Source organism: Prosthecobacter sp. (assembly GCF_044373815.1).
Classification (GTDB): Bacteria; Verrucomicrobiota; Verrucomicrobiia; order Verrucomicrobiales; family Verrucomicrobiaceae; genus Prosthecobacter.
In genome coordinates, this window is sequence record NZ_JBIPNG010000192.1 from 1 (window position 1) to 11,559 (window position 11,559).

The window sequence follows — 11,559 nt, forward strand, 5'->3', positions numbered from 1 at the left end:
TGGAAACGCTGCATGCGGCGGCGGTGGTGGCGCTGCTGGCGCCGATGGCGGGGACGCCCAATGCGCTGCTGCTGACGCTGGCGGCGGTGGTGGGCCTGGCGCAGTGCCGTGTGCGCGATGATGCGGCGCGCCCGAGCGCGTGGCCGCTGGTGGCGTGGGTAACTGCGGGCGTGGGAATCGCGGTGGTGGGCATGGAGTCCTTCTGGCTGCCGTGGCTGCTGCTGTGCCCGCTGCTGGTGCAGTCGCGCTGGATTTGGAGTGTGCCGGGCCTGGCCTGCGTGCTGTGCACGAATTCGCTGGTGGTGATGCAGCCGTGGTCATGGGCCGTGGCGGCTGCGGGCGTGGCCTGGGTGATGTTTTACGGTGAGGGCGCGGAGGGGACTGCGAAGGCGGGTGCGGGTGCCAAAGCTGACGCTCGTGATCTGAAGGCCGCCGGTGATCTGGCGGCTGCGAGTGGAATGGAGACTGCGGGTGACAAGGGTGCCGCGAGCGGCCTGAAGGATAGGTCCGCTGTGACCCCTGCGATTTATGAATGTGCCGTTGCGAATGCAGATGCCGCTCTGCGCGGTGAAGCTGCTGCCGCAGGTGAGCATGATGCCGCTGCGGATGCTTACACTGCTGTGCCGCTGGTGCCTGTGTGCGTGAGGCCGAGGCGGTTGGGCTTGGCGGTGCAGGTGGCTTTTTATGCCTGCCTCACCTTCCCTTTCCTCGCGTCCACGCTGCTGGCGATCGGCCAGAAGAGCTGGGAGCCGCCTGCGGGCGTGATGGCGCGGTGCATCTCGCCAAACTGCTTTGAAGTGCGTCTGCACGGTCAGCCCAAGGAGATCGGGCTGGCGTGCTACAGTTCCGCGAGCCGCGACCGGCACCACACGCTGGAGGTGTGCCTGAAGTACCGGGGCATCGAGCTGAGCGCGGTGGAAGCCTGCCCGCAGGTGATGACGGATGGCAAGCACTGGTTTCGCGAATTCTTCATGCAGGAAGGCCAGATGCTGGCGGACTACCCCGCCTACGTGCGGAGCACCTTCTGCCCCTGGAAAGACCCGGGGGTGCACCTGATCTTTGTCTCCGCCAATGGAGCGCACAGCGCCGCTGAATTCAACGCGGCCTGCGAGGTGCTGGCGCAGCGCTTCCATGAGGAGTGTGCAGGCGCACCGGATGCAAGGGTGGCGGTGGTGAAGGAGTGAATGCGTGGTGAGTGGTCAGGCCGCAATAATTCTGTCAAGTATTTGCACACTGACCCCCTTTTGAGTCTGCAGCGTTGACGCGGGAAGCCTCAAAATGGGGTCAGGATGCAAATTCTTGACAACTTACCCCCACCATTTCACGAAGATGAAGATGGAGAACAAGACGCTGCATCCAACGGCGGGTAACGCTCCAGTTTGAATTCGGGCTTCCCTCCCCGCCGTGGATGAGCTAGACGTTCGCCCAACTTCGAAAACACCATGAACATCCCACCTCCACTTTTAGAGAGACTTGCCTCAGAAGCTGAGGCCACTGCCAATCCCGCCGACGAGCAAACCCTCAGTCTGCTACGCGAACGAAACATCAACGGAGACGCTTTAGACTACTTCCGGGATTTTAACTTTGAAGCATCGGTTGATTTAGTCAGCTTGGATCCCGCCAAGGACAATCTAGACATGATGGATACGGTGACTCCCAATTGCGAGGTGTGGCAGCATGGATTCATTCCATTTGCCCGTGATTTTGAGGGCCGTATCTACTGCTTCAATCAAAATGACCGCGATACGTCGGGCCACTCCAAGATCGTGCGGCTTCAATACACCTTCGGGGAAGATACCTCGGTTGAGGACATTTCTGCTGCGGCGGAGCACATTGCTTCAGACTTCAATGCCTTTTTGGCGTTATACCTCGACTCCAAAGTTGACTCCATTTAGGCTCAGATGACGAACCGCTACCAACCAAGGGCGAACAAGGCGCGGCTGGACAACCGCTGGGGCTGCTCTCTCGGCCAAGCTTTCCCTAGCTTTAACCCGCTATCCCGTTTCGACGCTCACCCCCGCCCCAGCGGTGCCAGCGCTTAAACGTTCGGCCAAGAACCAGCGCCATGCCGAAGACCTACTATTGCTGGCGATGTAAGCTGCCGATACCTATGCTCACCGATGACGAGTGGGCAGAAGTGCGACCGCTGCTTCAGACTGACATCGAGCGCATCAAGGCATATCGCGCTGAATCGGGACTCGAGTTGAGAGAGGCTTTGAGCACGTTGCGCCATCGGGCCTGCGACAGGTATTTCGAGATTACCGGTTTCAGAGAGACGAATCCAAATGCACTTTGGCATCACATCCTTTCCGTTTACGGTCCCGAATGCCCCAGGTGCGGGCATCTGTTCCGAACTCCGAAAGCATCATTTTGCGCGAACTGTGGTTTCCGAACTTCCGCTTTACAACAATGACGCAAATCAACCACCAACCAAGGCCGAACAAAACGGATGCAGGCAACGGCTCGAAGGCTATCTGTCGTGTCAGCAACGTCTTGCGCTCGCCGTCGCCTGATCCGAAGCGTTATGGCTAAAAAATCATGAAACTAGGAAACCCAGAAATCAGTTTAGCCGTCTCTGACATCAAAGCGTCTTTAGCGTTTTACGAGGCACTTGGATTCAAGCGTGTTGAAGGAGCCGAAGCGGAAAAGTGGGTTGTTGTAGCACAATCAGACCTCCGAATTGGATTATATCAAGGTCACGTTGATGCGAATTCATTGACCTTTTTCGGAGGCGATATAGAAGCGATTGCGGTAAAGCTACATGAAGCAGGTTTCGAACTCAAACAGAGCCCCGAAACGGAAGAAGATGGTAGCTCTGGAGCGAAAGCAGTCGATCCAGACGGGAATCTGATCTATTTCAACACGTAAACCATCACGGCCATAGCAAAACGGATGCAGGCGACGGCTCGAAGGCCATCTGTCGTGTCATCGACGCCTCCCGCTCGCCGTCGCCTGATCCGAAGCGTTAGGGAAGAAAATATGAAAACCGCAATCTTCGCATTCCTTGCCAGTTCGGCACTATTGTCCGTAGAACCCATGAAGCCTGAATTTCACTACACCATCTTCATCGCAAAGCCCGCCAAGGACGTGTGGAGCGCGTTGACCGAGAAGAAGACCATCGATCAATACTACATGGCTCCAGTGCACACTTTGGAGCTGAAGAAGGGTGGTAAGATCAGCTACGGAGGCGGATCAGAACTCATCACCGGGACGATTACAGAGCTCGAAGAGCCGAAGTCCCTAGTGCATACCTTCAAGTTTGCTGGCTCAGACGACCCCGAGACTCGCGTCGCATACAAGATCGAGCCGATTGGAGACTCCATGTGCTCACTGACGATTTCGCATACCGGATTTAAGGCCGAGGATCAGACTTTCGCCGACGTCACGGGTGGATGGCCGGTGATTGCATCTTCCCTAAAGACTGTCCTTGAGACGGGGCACGGTCTGCCCTGGCCAAAGAAGAAAGAACCCTAACAAGACGCTGCATCCAACGGCGGGTAACGCTCCTGTTTGAATTCGGGCTTCCTTCCCCGCCGTGGATGAGCTAGACGTTATCCGCGAAAAAAATGAGGCCAAGCACTTCACTGAAAGCGAATAGCAGGCGCTAACCGCGCTCTGCATCACGCCGGGCGCGCAGCACGGGGAGGCCGAGGGAGAGGATGAGGAGGGGGATGACGTAGCCGCTTTTCAGGGCGTGGATGGGATCTCCGGGCATGCCGCGCTGCTCGACGATGTAGAACGCGTAGGCGGCGAGAGGCCAGCTGAGCATGAAGAGGATGGCGGAGGCGAGCACGGGAAGCAGTCTGACGCGGATGCCGAAGAGGCGGCAGAGGATGCTGAAGGTGATCGGCACGAGCACGATGAGGAGGAAACTGACGAGTTTCTCAGTGGCCATCGAATGTTGATCGTTATCGCCAAACGGCATCCAGCGGCCAAAGGCGGTCATAAGGAGGCGTCCCACGGTGAAATACGCGGCTGTGGAGTACACGAGGAGGGTGGCGGCAAAGGCCCAGGGGCGCTGCACGCGGGTGACGCTGAGGACCCAGAGGATGAAGGCGAAGACGCCTGCGGGGATGGCCCAGTGAAATTGCCCAATCCAGTCGAGTGAGGCCCAGCCGGTGCGCAGCTCCAGCTCGGCACGCCAGGCGACGCCGGAGAGGAGGGCGATGAGCCAGAGGGTGGTGCGCGGGTGGCGGAGGCTGGAGGGGCGGCTGCTCATGGGTGAAACGGAAGTGCTGACTCCTCTGGCTGTCATTCTTTGGGGTGCGTGAGGCAGATTTTGAGCAGGGATGTGAAGGGCGGAAGATTGGCTCCAAACTCGTGATGGAGCTCGTCGAGGGTGAAGCCGTTGGGGTCTGATTCACCGAGGGTCAGAAAGTTCATATCGCCAGGGGCGGGCTTGAACAGGACATAGCCGAGCCCGTATTCTTTGATCCACTTGAGCTTTAGTTGCCGACGCTCCTTCGCGGTGAGATGTGCCATTTCGAGCGCGGATTTGAACTGATACTGGGGAATATACCAAAAGGGCGTGCCCATAATTTCGTCGTCTCCTCTGAGCCGACCGCGTTCCGACTGCAGAACGTTGTCCAGCGATTCGGACTTCATCAGGTTCTCCAATTCGACCACGTGGCGATATTGATCTTCGAGTTTAAAGATGATCTGCTGCTTCTGCATGCCAGACTTCGAAACAACACAGGAGCTTGCCAGAAAGAGCAGGAGGAGCAGAAGGCCGGCCTGCGCCAAGGGTGGAGGACTCTTGCGCATGGACGCGGTATGCGGCTGCGAGCTGGCTATGGGAGCGGCACCCGGGCTGACCAATGCCGCGCTTTCCTCAGGTGGTTGTGACTGCATGCGGTGGTTTTAACTGTGAAGGTGCAGGCGCCGCAAGTGCCGAGTCGCGGCGCAGCTGGAGTGCAGGCGAATTTTTGGAGACTGGCCCCGATAGACAGCATGGAGGCAAGCCTTTTCCAAACCAGTTGCGGCGCAACTGGGCTACTATGACTGAACCGCTCAGGGTGGTGTCAGGACCTGCGCGTCTTCGAGATTGAGCTGGAGCTGGCGGACGCCCTGAGGGGTGGTGATGATGTCGATGCGGGTGATGGTGCCGCTCATGGTGACGGTGGCGCCGAGGCCGGCTTTGGCGATGTCAGCGGCGTTGGCGGTGGGCATGTAGAGGTGCACCCAGTGCTGCTGGATGGCGGGGTATTTGCCGCTGAGGAGGCCGGGGGCGGCGCGAATTTGAAATCTCTCGGGGCTCTTGGGGAGGGCGGCGGCGGCTTCGGTCTTGAAGGTGAACTTGAAGGGCTTGCGCAGGGCGAGGGTGGAGAGGGCGGTATTCAGCGCAGGGATGGAGTCGGCGGCCAGAGGGGCGGTGCTAAGGGTGACGCGGGAGGCTTCGGGGAGGGCGTCGAGGATGCGGTCGAGCGGGTAGTCTGCGGTCTGAACGGGTGCAGCGGGCGTGGGCATGACAGCGGGCGCAGCGGGGACGGCTGGCGCAGCGGGTTTGGCGGCGGGCTTTTCGGCGGTGGCTTTTTCGGCGGCACCTTTGCCGTTGTTCATGACGGGAACGATGAGATCGACATTGAGCCGGGGATTGTCGATGGCGGTGAGCTCGGCGCGGTTGACGGTGCCGGTGACGGTGATTTCATCGCCGAGGCGGATCTTGGGGATGAGGCCGTTGGGATCGGTGTGGACCATGACCCAGGAGAAGACGAGGAGGGTGTCGCCGCCGCGTTTGAAATTTTCCTCCACACCGAGACGCCAGCCGACGAGGTTCTCATTGCGAAAGGAGTAGGGGTCGAGCTTGGTGACTTTGCCACGGTAGGTGCCGACTTTGCCGACTTCCTTGGTCTCGATCTGCCGGGTGATGCTGAGGGCGACCTCGGCTTTTTTGTCGCTCCAGAGTTTCAGCATCTCCTTGGCGGGGATGTCTTTGAGCATGTCCTTGAAGGCGCGCACGCCGCCGGCGTTTTGCGCGCTGGCATCATGCAGCATGAGCAGCGGAGCGAGGAGGACGAGCAGGAGGCGGGCCGGTTGTTTCATGCGGGTGTACTAGGTGGGAAGTGCGTACGCACAATGGGTATCGCCAAAATGCATTGGGGGTCTTTTTCCTAGCAGATGCCTTTTCAGTGGCGGCTTCGAGGTGGCCGGGCAAGGGTGCGCGCGGCTTCTGGAAGGCGACCGGGCATGAGTGTCCCCTGCCCTGGCTGCCTGAAAACTCAGAGTCCGCCGAACCAGCGCTCGAGGGTCTTGTCCTTGGCGACGGCGGCGGTGATGACCATGAAGAGACCAAACAGGCCGACGAATAGGCGCGGTAAAAGATCAAGCTCGATAGGAGTCATTGCTGATCCTAAAGTAAACATGGAACCCATCGCGCCTCCTAATGTTCGTAGTATAATCACGGTTGTAACGTGAGGCTTGATTTAGAATCAATCAATACTTTTTTCTTACATTTATGAATATATGTTAAAATCATCTCTGGGTGAATGATTTAAGCGTGTGCCGGGCGGATGGACTGTGGTGGTGGGCGCGACAGACAGGGCTGACGAAGCTGGCGAATGCTGCGCGGTGGAAGATCTGACACGGGGAATTCCATGCGCTGTGAAGGGGCCAAGGGGTGGCGTTTCACTGAGGGAGACGGGCCCAGCTGCTTTGACTGGGAGGTGTCGATGAGGCGGCAGGAAGCAGGCTGGCTCGCGCTCAGGGTGTCTTTGAACCAAAATGGGGCTGGCGTGCGGGGCGCTGTCCCTTCATCCTTGGAGCTTCCTCCTGAATGAAATTTCCACCCTCGCGACTGACGGCAAGGCATGTGTGCGGCGTGCTGGCGGTGCTGCTCTTCGCGCACTGTGCCCATGCCTATTGGAAATCGCTGCCGCGGCAGATGGGGAAGTTTGAGAACTGGCACATGGAACTGACGGTGGAGGAGGTGCCGCATTGGAGCTTTGCCGGGCAGTTTTTGTTCGGCGGGCCGATGTTCTTTGATTATCGCTTCACCTTGTCCCGAGGGGATGAGCTGTGCTCCAGCTTTGTGATTCATTGCGAATCCAGCTCACGCTTCAGGAAGGCGGAGTTGAGGACTGACCCCATTCCGAATGGGAAAGAGCATGAGGATGGGGATGAGGATCAGAGGGTGAACTTGGTGTGTACTCTGGACGGGGCGCTGAAGGTGATCTGCCGTGGAGAGCTGTATCACCAGATCCACTGGTCCACCGAGTAGCGGTCGTGATCTGGCAAGCAAGGCAGCGGCGGAGGAGCGGGCGATGCTGCTGTTTCGATATTGAGGGCTACAGCCCCCCCAGTGGCTGCGCGGGTGATTCGCGCTGCTTGCTCGTGCTTCCTCAGAGCAATCGGGGATCAAACGAGAAGGGCACGGGCTTGCCGATGACGACTTTTTTGAAGTCGGGGTGCGCGGGATTGAGGAGGTAGTTCGACTCGCCGGGGATGATGGCGCTGGGGAGTTCCAGCACGGCGGAGCGGGCTTCTTTGGCCCAGAGATCGCCCAGCGCGCGGGTGGAGGGCGGGGCGGGCGAGAGCGCCCAGCCGGGGGGCAGTGCGGTGACTTTTTCCACGAGCGCGGCCTCGAACTCGAGGGGGATGGCGGCGTAGGTGAAGATCACGGGCGGATTGAGATGCACGAGGGACTCCAGCGCGGCCAGCGCCTGGGTGCTGCTGGTGTACACGAGGCTGACGCCGGCGGAGTTCCAGCGGCCGCCGTAGAGTCGCGCGCCTTCGCCACTGAAGGCGGTGGCGGCGTGCTTTGCCTTCACGATGCGCCAGGCCTGCAGCTTCATGAGTAAACGCTGTATTCGATGCGGCCGAGGAGATCTTCCACTTCACGGGCACCGACCTCCGTCTCTGCGTACTCCAGCGGCACCGCACCGCCGAGGCCGCGCTGCGCGGAGGTGAGCCATGCACGCGCATTCTCCGTGGACTCCATGACCTCCACGGCCTTGCCCATGAGCCGGGCAAAGCGCACGACGCGGTCTGACTCTGCGGGATCCAGCCTGCCCGCCGCCATGCGCCGGTGCAGGGTGGCTTTGGAGATGCCGAGCATGGGCACGAGCCTTTCCATGGAGACGTCCAGGCTGCTGCGCAAGTCATCCAGCTCCTGCACGGGAAGGCCGATCTTGAGGGACTGGATGAGTTTGGCCGTGGTGAACTCAAACGGCGCATGCCTGCCTGCAGCGCCATGCGCCAGGTAAGCCACGATGCCGCCGCCCGCTTTCCGGGCGCCTACGCCGCCTTCTGCACGGCTGTGGTACACAGCGGCAGTCTCTTGGATGAGATTGAGTTCTTTTTTCATTTGATACTTATATATGCGTCATTTGACACAAAAGTCAAACACGTTTTTGAGGCAACACAGGGGCCTTGCCTTCTGGCGGCGGAAGGGGGCAGCATGGCCTCACGGTGGTGGTGCATCCACTGATACTCGGATGATGTGGGATCGGGAGCTTGGGATGAAAATGCAGGGGTTTTGAACCGCTGATGAGACGCTGACTTGACGCTAATACTGAGCCGAGCGAAGCGAGTCAGACGACCGCAGGGAGCCCGAAGGGGGAGCGAAGCGAATCAATCCGGAATCCGTCATTTCTGACTTCAACTATCAATGTCTTGTGGGCTTCACGTCAGCGGTCAGGGATCTTGGTTCGGCAGATGGATCCTGCATGCGCAATCCACGCTTTGACTCTGATTCAGGCTCTCTGCTCACTCTGCCTCTTTGCTTCTCTGCGGCAAAGACAAGCGTCCCTGCCGTGGGCTAGCAAACAGCGGGCGCAGGCGGGTTTCCCCTGCCCTGCCTCCGACGGTCTAGGCGCGGTGGGTTGGAATGAGGGCTGGCCTTCTTCCTGCCAGTCAGATATAAAGTTCGCCTCTCATGAACGGATTGTATCTGGCTTCATCCACGGCGGCGGCGGTGTATCTGCTGTGGGTCGTTTGCCGGCTGAAATCACGGGTTTGCCTCCCGGCGCTGGTGCTTGCTTTGATGCTGGCGGTGCATGTCTCGCGCATCCTGTGGGTGGTCGTCACCCACAAGGCGTGCGATGGGTGGGACGTGGCTTTCAATGCGGCCTACGCGGCGCTGGCATTCGGTTTCGTCTGCGTCCTCAAAATGCAGCAGCGCATTTGATTCACGGTGGCGGGGCACGTCGTGGGGTGCGGGGCTGGATGCGGCAAACGTGACCCGGGCGGTCTTTTTGTTGCCTGCCCCCTATTGCAGTTACCGGAGCCTGCAGGGCGGCGGGCCATCGTAGGGTATCACCCCATGGTGCAGGGGTTGCAGGCTTGGTAGTGTCTTCGGGAAAGCAACGGGGATCGCCCCCGACGCAGGCCCTGAATCAGCACTCTCCGCACATGAACACACTCGCCCCCACTCTCGCCAGGAACAATGGATCACCTCAGCTCCAGGCCCCCGCTTTCAACCCTGAGAGCCCTCAGCCACCTGACGAAGAACTCATGGCCGCCATCCAGCGGCGCGATGCCTCGGCTTTGGAAACGCTGATCGAGCGCCACCGCCGCATGCTCAAGTGCGCCATCCAGCGCACGGTCTCGGATGAGGCGGGCGCAGACGATGTCCTGCAGGAGTGCTTTCTCAGCCTGTGGCGGCAGTCACACCATTACTCGCCCGCCAAAGGCCGCCCGCTGGCCTGGCTGACGACGCTGTGCAAGCGCCGTGCGATCGACCACGTGCGCCGCTCGCTGGCCTACTGCCGCGCCGTGGGCCGCATGGAGGTGGAGATCCAGCACACCGAGTCCTACTCCCAGGGCCGCGCGGATGAATGCGTGCAGGCAGACCTGGGCCGCGTGCTGGGCGAGCACCTGACGCTGCTGCCCGTGGCGCAGAAGAAAGTCATCGAGCTGGCCTTCCTCCAGGGCATGAGCCAGCGCGAGGTGGCCCACACCATGCAGACACCGCTGGGCACCGTGAAAACCCGCATGGAGCTGGGATTGAAACGGCTGCGCCAGGTCTTCCGCACGCGCAATGCCATCCACAGCCTGCAGGCGGCGTGATGAGAATGGCGGATGCCTGCCGTCCGCCGCGCTCTCATTGAAGCCCCCTGCCCGACGCCCCTCATCTTCGGTGCCGCCCGCCCGCACCACCCTCATTTTATCCAACCACACCCCAGCATCTACTATCATGAAACCTTATCTCCTCCTGGCCCTCGCGCCTTTTCTCCTGTTCTCGTGTGACGGACGGGTCAACACCGTCGGCCCCGGTCCGGACAAGGTGATCGAGAAAAAAACCACCATCGTCACCCCGGATGCGGAAACGACAGTGAACAAGACCACCGTCATCACTCCCACCACCGAGAAGACCACCACGACCACCACCGAAACCAAGAAATAAACCGCCCATCCCTATGAAAAAACACCCGCTCTTTTATTGCTGCCTTGCTGCAGCCGCCTTCACGACTCTCTCCAGCTGCGACTCGATGGACGACGATGACCGTCGCCCGCCCACGACCATCACCACCACCACGGAAGAAACGACGACCCGCAGGTCGCCCCTGACCCTGGCCCCCGTGTCCACCACGACGGAGACCACCACCGTCCGCTCGAACTAACTGCCGTTCCTCGCTTGGGCCGGGATGTCTCCGCTGGAGGCACCCCGGCCTTTTGCTGGGCGCGCTCCGTGGTATTTGCTGGTAGCGTCAGGCGGGGTGGATGGGTGCAGCGGGGAATGGCGCGGATGCAAGAGAAGGCATCGCGGGATCGAGCGCCGAAGATCAAAGCGTCCAGGAGCGCGGACTTCAGTCCGCAGCACTCCGCGAAGACACATGGCTCCGCACCTCCCTCGAGTTCGCTGCACCGCATGCACGCCGAATTCCGAAACGTCCCTCTGCCCCTCGCTTTCACGTGCCGAAACACTCGCGTTTGCGAACTTCCAACTGCAGCGACATGCGCTGAGTGAAAGCGACCAGCTGCGGACTGGAAGTCCGCGCTCCGAGGGCGCTGTGGCCTGAGGCGCTCTAACCGGCCGCTCGAACTAACTGCCGTTCCTCGCTTGGGCCGGGATGTCTCCGCTGGAGGCACCCCGGCCTTTTGCTGGGCGCACGCCATGGTTTTTGCTGGTAGCATCAGGCGCGGGTGGGTGATGGGTGCAGCGGCGGGTGGATAACAATGCCAGGCATGAATGCCCCAGGTCGGGTTACACCCCATCGTTATTCGTCTCCCGCTGGCACAGAGTGGTTGCATGCGGATCGGCGAAAATTCCGTCCGCAGAACCACCCACATCCAACCCACACGACCATGACAACACTCGAAATCAAAGGCGACTGGAACATCACCAAGGGCAAGCTGAAGCAGAAATGGGCCCAGCTCACGGACGACGATCTCCAAAACATCGAAGGCAAGGAGGAAGAACTGATTGGCCGCATCCAGAAGCGCACGGGTCAAACCCGTGAAGTCGTGGAACATGCCATCAAGGGCACCTCATCCAGCTGCTGCAATTGAGCGTGCAGCACAGAGCAAACGCATGAAACCAGAGCCACCAGCAGTCGAAAAGAAACTCGGCACCGATCTGAAGACGTTTGAACAACTTCCCGCCAAAACCAAGGAATTGGA

At 60.1% G+C, this 11,559-nt stretch carries 15 protein-coding genes and 1 pseudogene; 10 read left to right on the forward strand and 6 right to left on the reverse strand.

Translation table 11 applies throughout. From position 1 onward, the window contains the following. The 4 genes and pseudogenes from ACIREA_RS16180 to ACIREA_RS16195 form a co-directional block, all read left to right on the forward strand. A pseudogene (locus tag ACIREA_RS16180) lies at positions 1-1,184 on the forward strand (hypothetical protein); the annotation flags it as partial. A gap of 258 nt (positions 1,185-1,442) precedes the next feature. After that, positions 1,443-1,895, forward strand: a complete 453-nt coding sequence (locus tag ACIREA_RS16185; RefSeq protein WP_397383332.1) for a hypothetical protein — start codon at positions 1,443-1,445, stop codon at positions 1,893-1,895. 643 nt (positions 1,896-2,538) lie between these two features. Further along, entirely contained in the window at positions 2,539-2,868 is a 330-nt protein-coding gene (locus tag ACIREA_RS16190; RefSeq protein WP_397383333.1) for a VOC family protein, read from the forward strand. A 111-nt stretch (positions 2,869-2,979) separates the two neighbouring features. Continuing rightward, on the forward strand, positions 2,980-3,474 hold the full coding sequence (locus ACIREA_RS16195; protein WP_397383334.1) for an SRPBCC domain-containing protein: 495 nt from the start codon (positions 2,980-2,982) through the stop codon (positions 3,472-3,474). Between the two features lie 130 nt (positions 3,475-3,604). Here ACIREA_RS16195 and ACIREA_RS16200 read toward each other — a convergent pair whose 3' ends face one another. The 4 genes from ACIREA_RS16200 to ACIREA_RS16215 all read right to left on the reverse strand — a co-directional run bounded on the left by ACIREA_RS16200 (position 3,605) and on the right by ACIREA_RS16215 (position 6,341). Further along, positions 3,605-4,219: a hypothetical protein gene (locus tag ACIREA_RS16200; protein ID WP_397383335.1), complete on the reverse strand. Its 615-nt coding sequence runs from the start codon at positions 4,217-4,219 to the stop codon at positions 3,605-3,607. A gap of 32 nt (positions 4,220-4,251) precedes the next feature. Further along, a complete protein-coding gene (locus ACIREA_RS16205; protein ID WP_397383336.1) occupies positions 4,252-4,851 on the reverse strand; it encodes a hypothetical protein in 600 nt (199 codons plus the stop codon). Positions 4,852-5,010: 159 nt separating this feature from the next. After that, on the reverse strand, positions 5,011-6,042 hold the full coding sequence (locus ACIREA_RS16210; protein WP_397383337.1) for a hypothetical protein: 1,032 nt from the start codon (positions 6,040-6,042) through the stop codon (positions 5,011-5,013). A 176-nt stretch (positions 6,043-6,218) separates the two neighbouring features. Continuing rightward, complete coding sequence (locus ACIREA_RS16215; protein ID WP_397383338.1) at positions 6,219-6,341, reverse strand: hypothetical protein; 123 nt, start codon at positions 6,339-6,341, stop codon at positions 6,219-6,221. A gap of 431 nt (positions 6,342-6,772) precedes the next feature. Here ACIREA_RS16215 and ACIREA_RS16220 point away from each other — a divergent pair, with 431 nt between their 5' ends. Beyond that, the gene (locus ACIREA_RS16220; RefSeq protein ID WP_397383339.1) at positions 6,773-7,216 is read left to right on the forward strand and encodes a hypothetical protein; all 444 of its coding nucleotides are present in this window, start codon (positions 6,773-6,775) and stop codon (positions 7,214-7,216) included. A gap of 121 nt (positions 7,217-7,337) precedes the next feature. Here ACIREA_RS16220 and ACIREA_RS16225 read toward each other — a convergent pair whose 3' ends face one another. Both ACIREA_RS16225 and ACIREA_RS16230 read right to left on the reverse strand, forming a co-directional pair. Beyond that, the gene (locus tag ACIREA_RS16225; protein WP_397383340.1) at positions 7,338-7,790 is read right to left on the reverse strand and encodes an RES family NAD+ phosphorylase; all 453 of its coding nucleotides are present in this window, start codon (positions 7,788-7,790) and stop codon (positions 7,338-7,340) included. After that, complete coding sequence (locus ACIREA_RS16230; protein WP_397383341.1) at positions 7,787-8,302, reverse strand: antitoxin Xre/MbcA/ParS toxin-binding domain-containing protein; 516 nt, start codon at positions 8,300-8,302, stop codon at positions 7,787-7,789. The genes ACIREA_RS16225 and ACIREA_RS16230 overlap by 4 nt, the downstream gene beginning before the upstream one ends. Positions 8,303-8,872: 570 nt before the next feature. Here ACIREA_RS16230 and ACIREA_RS16235 point away from each other — a divergent pair. From ACIREA_RS16235 to ACIREA_RS16255, 5 genes are all read left to right on the forward strand, one after another. Then, on the forward strand, positions 8,873-9,124 hold the full coding sequence (locus tag ACIREA_RS16235; protein WP_397383342.1) for a hypothetical protein: 252 nt from the start codon (positions 8,873-8,875) through the stop codon (positions 9,122-9,124). Positions 9,125-9,348: 224 nt separating this feature from the next. Continuing rightward, positions 9,349-10,005, forward strand: coding sequence for an RNA polymerase sigma factor (locus ACIREA_RS16240; protein WP_397383343.1), 657 nt, complete (start codon positions 9,349-9,351; stop codon positions 10,003-10,005). Between the two features lie 127 nt (positions 10,006-10,132). Further along, the gene (locus tag ACIREA_RS16245; protein ID WP_397383344.1) at positions 10,133-10,342 is read left to right on the forward strand and encodes a hypothetical protein; all 210 of its coding nucleotides are present in this window, start codon (positions 10,133-10,135) and stop codon (positions 10,340-10,342) included. A 13-nt stretch (positions 10,343-10,355) separates the two neighbouring features. Further along, positions 10,356-10,559 (forward strand): hypothetical protein, encoded by a 204-nt coding sequence (locus ACIREA_RS16250; protein ID WP_397383345.1) that lies wholly within the window; start codon positions 10,356-10,358, stop codon positions 10,557-10,559. A 685-nt stretch (positions 10,560-11,244) separates the two neighbouring features. Then, complete coding sequence (locus tag ACIREA_RS16255; RefSeq protein ID WP_397383346.1) at positions 11,245-11,448, forward strand: CsbD family protein; 204 nt, start codon at positions 11,245-11,247, stop codon at positions 11,446-11,448. Positions 11,449-11,559 lie beyond the last annotated feature (111 nt).

Coding starts and splice junctions, on each gene's coding strand:
- ACIREA_RS16185 (WP_397383332.1), top strand. CDS start 1,443: ATGAACATCCCACCTCCACTTTTAGAGAGACTTGCCTCAGAAGCTGAG.
- ACIREA_RS16190 (WP_397383333.1), top strand. CDS start 2,539: ATGAAACTAGGAAACCCAGAAATCAGTTTAGCCGTCTCTGACATCAAA.
- ACIREA_RS16195 (WP_397383334.1), top strand. CDS start 2,980: ATGAAAACCGCAATCTTCGCATTCCTTGCCAGTTCGGCACTATTGTCC.
- ACIREA_RS16200 (WP_397383335.1), bottom strand. CDS start 4,219: ATGAGCAGCCGCCCCTCCAGCCTCCGCCACCCGCGCACCACCCTCTGG.
- ACIREA_RS16205 (WP_397383336.1), bottom strand. CDS start 4,851: ATGCAGTCACAACCACCTGAGGAAAGCGCGGCATTGGTCAGCCCGGGT.
- ACIREA_RS16210 (WP_397383337.1), bottom strand. CDS start 6,042: ATGAAACAACCGGCCCGCCTCCTGCTCGTCCTCCTCGCTCCGCTGCTC.
- ACIREA_RS16215 (WP_397383338.1), bottom strand. CDS start 6,341: ATGACTCCTATCGAGCTTGATCTTTTACCGCGCCTATTCGTCGGCCTG.
- ACIREA_RS16220 (WP_397383339.1), top strand. CDS start 6,773: ATGAAATTTCCACCCTCGCGACTGACGGCAAGGCATGTGTGCGGCGTG.
- ACIREA_RS16225 (WP_397383340.1), bottom strand. CDS start 7,790: ATGAAGCTGCAGGCCTGGCGCATCGTGAAGGCAAAGCACGCCGCCACC.
- ACIREA_RS16230 (WP_397383341.1), bottom strand. CDS start 8,302: ATGAAAAAAGAACTCAATCTCATCCAAGAGACTGCCGCTGTGTACCAC.
- ACIREA_RS16235 (WP_397383342.1), top strand. CDS start 8,873: ATGAACGGATTGTATCTGGCTTCATCCACGGCGGCGGCGGTGTATCTG.
- ACIREA_RS16240 (WP_397383343.1), top strand. CDS start 9,349: ATGAACACACTCGCCCCCACTCTCGCCAGGAACAATGGATCACCTCAG.
- ACIREA_RS16245 (WP_397383344.1), top strand. CDS start 10,133: ATGAAACCTTATCTCCTCCTGGCCCTCGCGCCTTTTCTCCTGTTCTCG.
- ACIREA_RS16250 (WP_397383345.1), top strand. CDS start 10,356: ATGAAAAAACACCCGCTCTTTTATTGCTGCCTTGCTGCAGCCGCCTTC.
- ACIREA_RS16255 (WP_397383346.1), top strand. CDS start 11,245: ATGACAACACTCGAAATCAAAGGCGACTGGAACATCACCAAGGGCAAG.